The sequence below is a fragment of the Bacillus sp. LR--39 genome (genome assembly GCF_053613335.1).
Genome location: NZ_JBSIOT010001275.1, coordinates 1 through 585, shown reverse-complemented (window position 1 = coordinate 585; position 585 = coordinate 1). Strand labels below are relative to the sequence as shown.

The 585-nt window shown below is 47.0% G+C and carries 1 pseudogene; it reads right to left on the bottom strand.

Annotated features, from left to right (window positions below):
• A pseudogene (ptsG, locus tag ACWHAR_RS29930) lies at positions 1-585 on the bottom strand (PTS glucose transporter subunit IIABC); the annotation flags it as partial.

Below are 585 nucleotides of genomic sequence, written 5' to 3'. Positions count from 1 at the left end.
AGGTTTGTAAATACAATCGGTGTCATGAGAGATGGTACATTCGGTTTGACTTTATCCAGATCAACTTCAAGAAGTTTTTGTCCAGGCTCAACGCGGTCTCCTTCTGATACGAAAGACGTAAATCCTTCGCCCTTCAGGCTGACGGTATCAATACCAAAGTGGATTAAAATTTCTCTTCCGCCGTCGGATTGCAGGCCGATCGCATGTTTCGTCGGGAACACATTTAGAATTTTTCCGCGAACCGGTGATACGACAATTCCTTCAGAAGGGAGAATCGCAAAACCGTCACCCATCATTTTTCCTGAGAAGACTTGGTCAGGAACATCCGTAATCGGGTGAATTTCCCCGGTAATCGGAGAAACGAAAACTTCCTCTCCGATTTCATTTTGCAGCGGTTCTGCAATCACTTCCTCAACCTGCTGTCCTACTTCCTCTTGAGCAGATGTTTTCGGTTCAGGTCTAGGCTTGCGTCCCGCAATAATGTCTTGCATTTGTGTTTTTAACCCGTCAGAACGCGGTCCGAAAATAGCCTGAATGTTGTTGCCGACTTCCAGCACTCCGGAAGCGCCAAGCTGTTTCAGACGG